Source organism: Microcystis sp. M_QC_C_20170808_M3Col (assembly GCF_007095505.1).
Taxonomy (GTDB): Bacteria; Cyanobacteriota; Cyanobacteriia; order Cyanobacteriales; family Microcystaceae; genus Microcystis.
Window position 1 is genome coordinate 1 of record NZ_SFBY01000408.1, and the last position, 8,775, is coordinate 8,775.

The 8,775-nt window shown below is 42.2% G+C and carries 8 protein-coding genes; 4 read left to right on the forward strand and 4 right to left on the reverse strand.

The annotated features are described in order from the left end of the window. Positions 1–93 precede the first annotated feature (93 nt). The gene (locus EWV84_RS18735) at positions 94–1,110 is read right to left on the reverse strand and encodes a hypothetical protein (RefSeq protein ID WP_287079293.1); all 1,017 of its coding nucleotides are present in this window, start codon (positions 1,108–1,110) and stop codon (positions 94–96) included. A gap of 385 nt (positions 1,111–1,495) precedes the next feature. Between EWV84_RS18735 and petC the strand changes: the two genes are divergently transcribed. From petC to EWV84_RS18755, 4 genes are all read left to right on the forward strand, one after another. Then, the gene (petC, locus tag EWV84_RS18740) at positions 1,496–2,035 is read left to right on the forward strand and encodes a cytochrome b6-f complex iron-sulfur subunit (RefSeq protein ID WP_286826836.1); all 540 of its coding nucleotides are present in this window, start codon (positions 1,496–1,498) and stop codon (positions 2,033–2,035) included. A 43-nt stretch (positions 2,036–2,078) separates the two neighbouring features. Further along, complete coding sequence (petA, locus tag EWV84_RS18745) at positions 2,079–3,065, forward strand: cytochrome f (protein ID WP_287079294.1); 987 nt, start codon at positions 2,079–2,081, stop codon at positions 3,063–3,065. Positions 3,066–3,197: 132 nt separating this feature from the next. After that, the gene (locus EWV84_RS18750; RefSeq protein WP_287079295.1) at positions 3,198–4,259 is read left to right on the forward strand and encodes a mannose-1-phosphate guanylyltransferase; all 1,062 of its coding nucleotides are present in this window, start codon (positions 3,198–3,200) and stop codon (positions 4,257–4,259) included. Positions 4,260–4,606: 347 nt separating this feature from the next. Beyond that, complete coding sequence (locus EWV84_RS18755; RefSeq protein WP_287079296.1) at positions 4,607–6,256, forward strand: ABC1 kinase family protein; 1,650 nt, start codon at positions 4,607–4,609, stop codon at positions 6,254–6,256. Between the two features lie 12 nt (positions 6,257–6,268). On the opposite strand, the gene EWV84_RS18760 is transcribed toward EWV84_RS18755, so the two are convergent. The 3 genes from EWV84_RS18760 to EWV84_RS18770 form a co-directional block, all read right to left on the reverse strand. Beyond that, the gene (locus tag EWV84_RS18760) at positions 6,269–6,676 is read right to left on the reverse strand and encodes a hypothetical protein (RefSeq protein WP_125732447.1); all 408 of its coding nucleotides are present in this window, start codon (positions 6,674–6,676) and stop codon (positions 6,269–6,271) included. A gap of 207 nt (positions 6,677–6,883) precedes the next feature. Further along, positions 6,884–8,305: a type I glutamate--ammonia ligase gene (gene glnA, locus EWV84_RS18765; RefSeq protein ID WP_287079298.1), complete on the reverse strand. Its 1,422-nt coding sequence runs from the start codon at positions 8,303–8,305 to the stop codon at positions 6,884–6,886. Positions 8,306–8,358: 53 nt separating this feature from the next. Beyond that, on the reverse strand, positions 8,359–8,529 hold the full coding sequence (locus EWV84_RS18770; protein WP_287079299.1) for a hypothetical protein: 171 nt from the start codon (positions 8,527–8,529) through the stop codon (positions 8,359–8,361). Between the last annotated feature and the right edge of the window lie 246 nt (positions 8,530–8,775).

Below are 8,775 nucleotides of genomic sequence, written 5' to 3' on the forward strand. Positions count from 1 at the left end.
AACTTAAACTAATAAAACGGAGAGCCTATGGCTTTAGAAACTTTCGGAATTTTTGGGTTAGAAGTATGTTGTCTTGGCATCTTGTCTGTTGATTTAGCATAAAGGGTAACGAAGAGCCTGATAAAATTCTTCATAAATACTACTAATTAAAGAAATAGGAATTATATCAAATTTATAAGCCCAGAAAAATAATTTTTTTTGTGGATCAATATTTCCCTGTAAAAATTCTTGTAAGAGAGATAAATGCTGTTGATCAACAGATTCAGCTTCTTGTTCATCAGAAGGGAACATATCTCCGTTAAAATCTTGACTCAACTTATTAAATAAAGCATAGGTAAAACTTTTATCACTTAATATTTTGATATAATGTTGTTTAGCTTCAGTTTCCATATTTAACTGATCGTCAGGAGCATTAAGTAAGGCTTTCCAGGTTGCATTGTTTTGTGCTATTGCTTCAAAATACTCTTGAGTTAAAATTCCTCTATCTTCCAAATAGCGAATAAAAATTGATCTACCAATTAAAGCATGAGCATATTTACGTTTATTTTCGCTTAATCCTCCACTAATTAAGGCTAAACGAACTGTTTTTAAATCTTTGATCAGTGATTGATCAGCACGTTGATTAGATGTTTCAAAACGCTCATCCTCAAAAAGCTTCCCTGATTCAATTTGTTCCCGTCTGTATTGATAAAGTTTTGAAGTTACTTCAAGTATGTTTTGGGCAACTTCTAACGGTCTATTATTTTTCTTCCAATCTTCTATACTTCTAGCAGGTGGTTTGGTTAGATCGTAAATAGCTAGTTCACCTTCTTTCGCTAAAAATAGGTAACTTGGTCTAGCCATACACCATATTTTATTAAAGATTTGCCGTACTTTTTCATCTTCTTGAGTATCACATTTAGCAAAAATAATCACAGGATTATTTTTGACAAAAAAAACTTTTTCTGCTTCAACTTGCTTGGCTAATTCTAACCAATCTCCTTTTTCTATCCACTCTTCTAAAGTTATTTCTGACAATGACACTTTTGAACTCACTAAGTCGCCTTGACTAAAATCGAGTTCATCATAAGCATATTCTAACAATTCATAAGCAGAATTAGCTGTCATCATCTTGAGTAAATCACTGGTAATAGTTGATTGTGTTGGTTAGAGTCACACAACCTAATCTTTGGTTTTTTTGAACTATTTCTAATAGTATGACTGATAGGAAGCGTAACTGTCAAGTAAATAGACAAGCCGCCATTATGTCAATTTTTTAATAATTTGCCTCTAGCACTGAAAGTGAGCAAACAGCGATCGCCTTTGGCGCGGCTTTGCCGTTCGCCTTTGGCGCGGCTTTGCCGTGGCAATTGTCCGTGACTCAATATCTGTAATAATCTAATAAAGCCCTTGTAAACCTTCTTTAAGCTCTGGGTTTTCGTCTTGATCGAGATGCACAAAATCGCCCTTAGATGAGAATTAGTTTACAAAAATTTACATTTGGAGATAAGGAGCAATGAGTCAAGTTTCCGGTACAGATGTTCCCGATTTGGGTCGTCGTCAATTTATGAACCTGTTGACCTTTGGTACAATTACCGGAGTAGCAGCGGGGGCTTTGTATCCGATTGTTAAGTATTTTATTCCCCCCTCGGCCGGTGGTACGGGTGGCGGTGTCACCGCTAAAGATGCCCTAGGCAATGATGTGATTGTCAGTCAATTTCTGGGAAGCCATAACCCTGGCGATCGCACCTTAGCCCAAGGTTTAAAAGGCGACCCCACCTATTTAGTCGTCCAAGAAGACAAAACCCTGGCCAACTATGGAATTAACGCCGTCTGTACCCACTTAGGTTGTGTGGTGCCATGGAATGCCAGCGAAGAAAAATTCATGTGTCCTTGCCACGGTTCCCAGTACAATGCCGAAGGAAAAGTAGTTCGCGGTCCAGCGCCTCTATCCTTAGCCCTCGCCCATGCCAACGTCACCGATAATGATAAAGTCGTCTTCTCCACTTGGACGGAAACCGACTTCCGCAATGGCGAAGAACCCTGGTGGTCCTAGATTATTCAATGTGACGAGATTTTGGAATTTTCAACCGATAGAGATGAGAACATTCAACTTTTTAAGCTTCCCGCAAGTCCACAGACAGGCCCTAATTAAAGCTGTCCTCGTGGCGATCGCTACCGTTTCCCTACTCCTAACCAGCGATGTCATTAACCCCCAATCTGCCCAAGCATATCCTTTTTGGGCGCAACAAACCGCCCCGGAAACCCCCAGAGAAGCAACCGGTCGGATTGTTTGCGCTAACTGCCATTTAGCCCAAAAACCCGCCGAAATTGAAATCCCTCACTCGGTATTACCCGATAGCGTCTTTGAAGCAGTAGTAAAAATCCCCTACGATCCCGCCAGTCAACAGGTGTTAGGAGACGGATCGAAGGGGGGTTTAAACGTGGGTGCAGTCTTAATGCTACCGGATGGTTTTAAAATCGCGCCCCCCGATCGCATTCCCGAAGAAATGCAGGAAAAACTCGGTGGAGTCTATTTCCAATCCTACAAAGAAGGTCAAGATAACGTGGTTATCGTCGGTCCTTTACCCGGTGATCAATACAAAGAAATCGTTTTCCCCGTCCTGGCCCCCGATCCTAGCCAAAATAAGAGTATTCACTTCGGTAAATATGCTGTGCATTTAGGGGCCAATCGCGGTCGCGGTCAAGTGTACCCCACCGGTGAACCTAGCAATAATAACGCCTTCAAAGCTTCTACCGCAGGTACAATTAGCCAGATCAGCAAAACCGAAGCCGGTGGTTATGAAGTCACCATCACTTCCCAAGCAGGCCCCGTGGTGGAAAATATTCCCGCAGGTCCTGAGTTAATCGTCTCGGAAGGTCAAGCGATCGAAGTGGGACAATTTTTAACCAGTAACCCCAATGTCGGCGGTTTTGGTCAAAAAGATACGGAAGTTGTCCTGCAAAATCCCGGCCGGATCAAAGGATTAGTTTTATTCCTCGGTGGCATTATGTTATGCCAAATCCTCTTAGTTATTAAGAAAAAACAAGTGGAACAAGTACAAGCGGCCGAAATGAATTTCTAATCGCAATATTTCGGTTATTTTTGCTAGAAAGCGGGTTATTTGCCCGCTTTTTAGCTTTGAGTCAGGAAAACGCTCACCGTTCGCTGCCGTCTGATACAATCGGTTCAACTTAACCGATAAGTGTCAATTTTTATGAATCAGTCGCTTGTTCCAGTCATTCTCGCCGGTGGTAAAGGGGAACGTTTTTGGCCTCTCAGTCGTCTAGCGCGTCCGAAACAGTTTCTCTGTCTTGATGGTAGTGGTCGCAGTCTTTTACAAGCAACGGCCGATCGTCTATTATCTTTAGCGGCAGGTTGGGAAAATCTCTGGGTAATTACCGCTAGTGCGATCGCTGATGGTGTCCGCGAACAACTGCCTGATTTACCAGAGAGTAACCTATTAGTGGAACCAGTGGGCAAGGATACGGCCCCAGCTGTGACTTGGGCCACCTTAGAAGTGACAAAACGTTATGGTAAGGAAGTGGTGATCGGTTTTTTTCCTGCCGATCATTATATTGGTGATCAAGAGGCTTATATTAACACTTTAAAAGCGGCCGTAGAAGTGGCCGTCAGCCAAAAAGCGATCGTTACTTTAGGGATTAAACCCGATTATCCCTCCACCGGGTACGGTTATATCGAACAGGGAGAAAATCAGGGCGAATTTAATGGCCTACCCGTCTATAAAGTGAGTCGTTTTACGGAAAAACCCGATCGCACCACGGCCGAAAAATTCCTGGAAACGGGACTTTTTAGCTGGAATAGCGGAATGTTTATCTTTCAGGGACAAGTGGTTTTAGAGGAGCTAAAAACCCACGCTAATAATATTTTACAACCTCTGATCGATCGGGGTATCGCTGCCTATGAGGATTTAGAGAAAAAAAGCATCGATTATGCTTTGATGGAAAAAACCCAACTCGCTTACGTTTTACCCGCTAATTTCGGTTGGGATGATCTGGGAGATTGGAATTCTCTGGAAAGATTACTAGAAGCAAAGGGCAAAAATATTGAACTGGCCAATCATGTCGGTTTGGATACGGAAGGGGCTATTATCTATGCTAGTGATCGGGAAGAAGCGATCGTTACTATTGGTTTAAAAGATCTGGTAATTGTTCGCGACGGTAAAGCGACTCTCGTTGTCCACAAAGATCGTACCCAAGATATTAAACAAGTTCTCAAGCAATTACAAACCGATCCCAAATTAGAGAAATTGTTATAGTATCGATAAGTACCTAAGCAAAATTAATTACACATCTAAGCCATCAGCTTTTTCAGTAATCAGTGATCAGTAACCGGTAATCAGTGAAAAGACAGTAGGAAACTTTTAAGTAGATGGGTGGAATTAAATATAAGATGAACGTAGGTTGGGTTGAAGTATGAAACCCAACGTCTGCATGGGTTACGAAGTGCGCTAACCCATCCTACAAATAATTGTGCCTCCCTACTTATTTAATACTGCTCACTTAAAACTCAAATCTGATAACTTACCCACTGATAACTGATAACTGATCACTGATAACTGATAACTTACCCACTGATAACTGATCACTGATCACTGATAATACCGTGTTCTCACTGCCTCAAACCAGTCAAAGACAAAAAGAAATCCTTGAGATAGTTCTCGGCAACGGTTGGGACTATATGCGCGGGGTTTTAACCTTAGGAAAAACAGAAAATCCCCAGATTCCCACCCCAGAAGTTCTCAAAAAAATCCTCGTGGAATTGGGGCCTTTTTATGTCAAATTGGGACAGTTACTTAGTACCCGTCCCGATCTGCTACCTGCTAATTATATCGAGGCTTTAACTGCCCTACAAGCGCAAGTTCCTCCCGTTGCTTGGACAGATATAGAAATAGTCATCACTGAACAGTTAGCAAAACCGATCGAACAGGTATTTAAGTATATTAATCCCCAACCGATCGCCGCGGGATCGATCGGGCAAATTCATCGGGCAACTTTATTATCTGGGGAGGAAGTAGCGATTAAAGTCTTGCGTCCGGGGATCGAAAAAATTGTCGCCCAAGATAGTGCCTTAATTAAGGGAATTGCTGATTTAGTTGCCCTGACAGAATTTGGTCAAAGTTACGACGTTGTTAACTTAGCAGAGGAGTTTATTAAAGCAGTCAATGCGGAATTAGATTTCACCCAAGAAGGTCATTATACTGACCAATTACGCTATAATTTAACCCAGAGTCGGTGGTCAGAACCCAAACAGTTAGTTATTCCTAAAATTTATTGGCACTTAACTAATTCTCGGCTATTAGTGTTAGAATGGTTGGAAGGAAAACAAATTTTAGAGGCTGATGTTTCTAGACCAGTAACCGAGCAAGCAATTTCCCAAAGAAAAAGCGAAATAACTAGAATTTTGTTTCGGTCATTTTTTCAACAAATTTATATTGATGGCTTCTTTCATGCCGATCCTCACCCGGGTAATATCTTCTATCTTGACGATGGTAGAGTGGCTTTAATTGACTGTGGTATGGTGGGCAGATTAGACCCGCAAACTCAACAAATTTTAACAGAATTGTTATTGGCAATTGTTGACTTAGATGCCAAAAGATGCAGTCAACTAACTATTAAACTATCCGAGTCAGTGGTGCCGATTACTTTAGTACAATTAGAGGTGGATTATGAGCGGATGTTGCGAAAATACTATAACCTCAATTTAAATCAAATTAACTTTAGTGAGGTAGTTTATGAACTTTTGCAAATTGCCCGTCGCAATAGAATTAAACTTCCGGGTAATTTAGGTTTATTTGCCAAAAGTCTCGCTAATCTAGAAGGAACTGCCCGAAAATTTAATCCTGATATTAATATCCTAGAAGAAGTCAAACCGCTATTAACTAATATTCTTGAACAACAGTTAATCGGTAGCACTCCCCTACAAACTGCCCTAAGAACAGTTTTAGACTTGAAATCTTTTTCCCTGAAATCTCCCCGTCAAATCGAAGTTTTACTAGATGGTTTAACCTCGGAAACTTTAAATGTTAATCTGAAAATTCGCGACCTAGATAATCTCCGTCGCAGTTTAGATAATTCCGCCAATCGACTAGCTTTTAGTGTGATTATTGGTTCCTTAATTATCGGGGCCGCCATTGTCACAGCCAGCGCCCAATCTCGGCAATTAACTATTATTAGTACCGTATTATTTGCTACAGCTAGTTTAATCGGTTTATGGTTAGTTGTCGGTATCCTGCGATCGGGGAGATTGCGCTAGAAATTATCGCGATTAAATTAAGATTTGTTGTTGTAAAAATTTCGCCCACTGACTAGCCAATTCAACTTCAGTAAAGGGAATTTTTTCAGGCGATCGCTCCTTAAAAATAAATTCTAGGAAAGGAGAACCTTGGGGGGGAAGAGCATCTAAATCCACCACTTGATTATTAACTAACAGACGGATTTCTTTGACCTCCTCTAGGGAAAAAGTTTGTAAATTAATCACTCCCTTACGAGTTGGCTTTCCCCAAGTGATAATTTTATCTTTTTGACCTAATACAGAATATATATCATACTTAGCTCGCTCGAAGTTTTCCGCCCATGCTCGATAGATTTCCACTTTTTGGTATTCATTCCAACCACTCCAAGCCAACCAAATAAATAGAATTAATAAAGGTGTCCACAATAACCCGCGTTCCATAAACTATCGCCCCAAAATCCTGGTCAATTAATCGTATTTTATGCTAATTGGCAGCAAGGGATTATTAGCCGTCAGCTTTGAATCAGTTATCAGATGTCAGTTTTCAGTTCACTGATTACTGAAACAAGCTCCCCACTGACTTGCTGATTCGGAAAAAAAAGGGCAGACAAAAGCCCACCCTAGGATTAATGATTAGTCAATCACACCTTAGACATCGTAGTAGAGGGAGAACTCGTAGGGGTGGGGACGTAAGCGCATCGGGTTAACTTCGTTATCGAGTTTGTAGGTGATCCAGTTTTGGATAAAGTCTTCGGTAAAGACACCAGAATCGGTCAAGAAAGCGTGATCTTTTTCGAGATTTTCCAGAGCTGCTTCCAGAGAACCGGGGGTAGAGGGTATTTTTGACAATTCTTCGGGACTGAGTTCGTAGATATCCACATCGAGAGGTTCCCCTGGTTCGATTTGATTTTTAATCCCATCGATACCAGCACAGAGCATGGCTGCAAAAGCGAGGTAGGGGTTAGAAGTTGCGTCAGGACAACGGAATTCTAAACGTTTGGCTTTCGGGTTGCTTCCCGATAAAGGAATCCGAATCGAAGCGGAGCGATTACCTTGGGAGTAGGCCAGGTTTACAGGGGCCTCAAAACCGGGGACGAGACGCTTGTAAGAGTTGGTGGTGGGGTTAGTTAAAGCTAAGAGCGCGGGAGCGTGTCTAAGCAAACCACCGATATAGTACAGTGCCATTTGGCTAAGTCCGGCGTATTTATCCCCGGCGAACAGGGGTTGACCATCTTTCCAGATAGACTGGTGAACGTGCATCCCGGAACCGTTATCACCAAAGATGGGTTTGGGCATAAAGGTGACGGTTTTACCGTATTTCTTCGCCACGTTCTTAATGCAGTATTTGTAGGTCATCAAGTAGTCGGCGGCCCGTACTAGGGTAGAGAATTTAATCCCTAGCTCGTTTTGACCACCAGTAGCGACTTCATGGTGATGTTTTTCGATGGGAACTCCGCAGTCGGCCATGGTTAAGAGCATTTCCGTGCGAATATCTTGAGAGGTATCGGTGGGACTAACGGGGAAATAACCCTGTTTGTAGGCGGGTTTATAGGCAAGATTTCCCTCTTTTTCGTCTTTACCGCTATTCCAACGACCTTCGACACTATCCATGTAGTAATAGCCTGCGTTGGCGGTTTGGTCGAAACGAGCGCTATCAAAGAGGAAAAATTCCGCTTCCGGTCCAAAAAATACGGTATCACCTAAACCGGTACTGCTAAGATAATCGATCGCTTTCTGAGCAATAGAGCGAGGATCGCGGCTATACCATTCACCGGTTCTCGGTTCTTTGATGCTACAGATCATGCTGAGGGTAGGTTCCTTGTAGAAGGGATCGATCCAAGCAGTGGTAGGATCGGGAACCATGGCCATATCGGATTCGTTAATTGCTTTCCAACCGCGAATACTGGAACCATCGAAGGCAACACCATCGCTGAAAGAGCTTTCATCGATTTGGTCGTAGTAGAACGAGCAATGTTGCCAGATACCCGGCATATCAATAAATTTCAGGTCGATAATCTTAATATTGTTGTCCTGAATCATTTTCAAGACTTCTTGTGGCGTTTCGGGCATGGAAAACTCCTTTGACTTATGGATCGGTTCTTAAGCTTCTCAAAAAATCCATCCTAAACAGTCACTTTGGCCGGTTTTGTATTTTTCGATACAAAATCTTTAATCCTAGCTTGAAAAAATCTGTAATTTCCTTGTTCAGGTCGGTAATTGCTCAGAATGGCGATTTGCCTATCAGCTTCTAGCTCCTCTTGCCACACCTCAAGCACGTTCACTTCTGCAAACATTTGCCGTCTAAGCTAAGACGCATTTTAACCGCCTATACTTAGGGTTTGCGGCAAAAAGTTTTTCGGTGGGGGTTGGGGGTTGGGGGTTGGGGTGTGGGGTGTGGGGTGTGGGGTTTTACCCATTTTCAGGTGGCCAATTACCTAATTTTCAGGGAAAAAGTGCCTAAATTTCCCCCCGATCACTGCCATATCCAGTACTTTTTAAGTTCCAAAAGGTCTAAAAGTCTTACCCAACAAGGTTTTTAG

Bases quoted from the DNA above. Each gene is read 5' to 3' on its own strand.
- EWV84_RS18735 (WP_287079293.1), bottom strand. From the start codon at position 1,110: ATGATGACAGCTAATTCTGCTTATGAATTGTTAGAATATGCTTATGAT.
- petC (WP_286826836.1), top strand. From the start codon at position 1,496: ATGAGTCAAGTTTCCGGTACAGATGTTCCCGATTTGGGTCGTCGTCAA.
- petA (WP_287079294.1), top strand. From the start codon at position 2,079: ATGAGAACATTCAACTTTTTAAGCTTCCCGCAAGTCCACAGACAGGCC.
- EWV84_RS18750 (WP_287079295.1), top strand. From the start codon at position 3,198: ATGAATCAGTCGCTTGTTCCAGTCATTCTCGCCGGTGGTAAAGGGGAA.
- EWV84_RS18760 (WP_125732447.1), bottom strand. From the start codon at position 6,676: ATGGAACGCGGGTTATTGTGGACACCTTTATTAATTCTATTTATTTGG.
- glnA (WP_287079298.1), bottom strand. From the start codon at position 8,305: ATGCCCGAAACGCCACAAGAAGTCTTGAAAATGATTCAGGACAACAAT.
- EWV84_RS18770 (WP_287079299.1), bottom strand. From the start codon at position 8,529: ATGTTTGCAGAAGTGAACGTGCTTGAGGTGTGGCAAGAGGAGCTAGAA.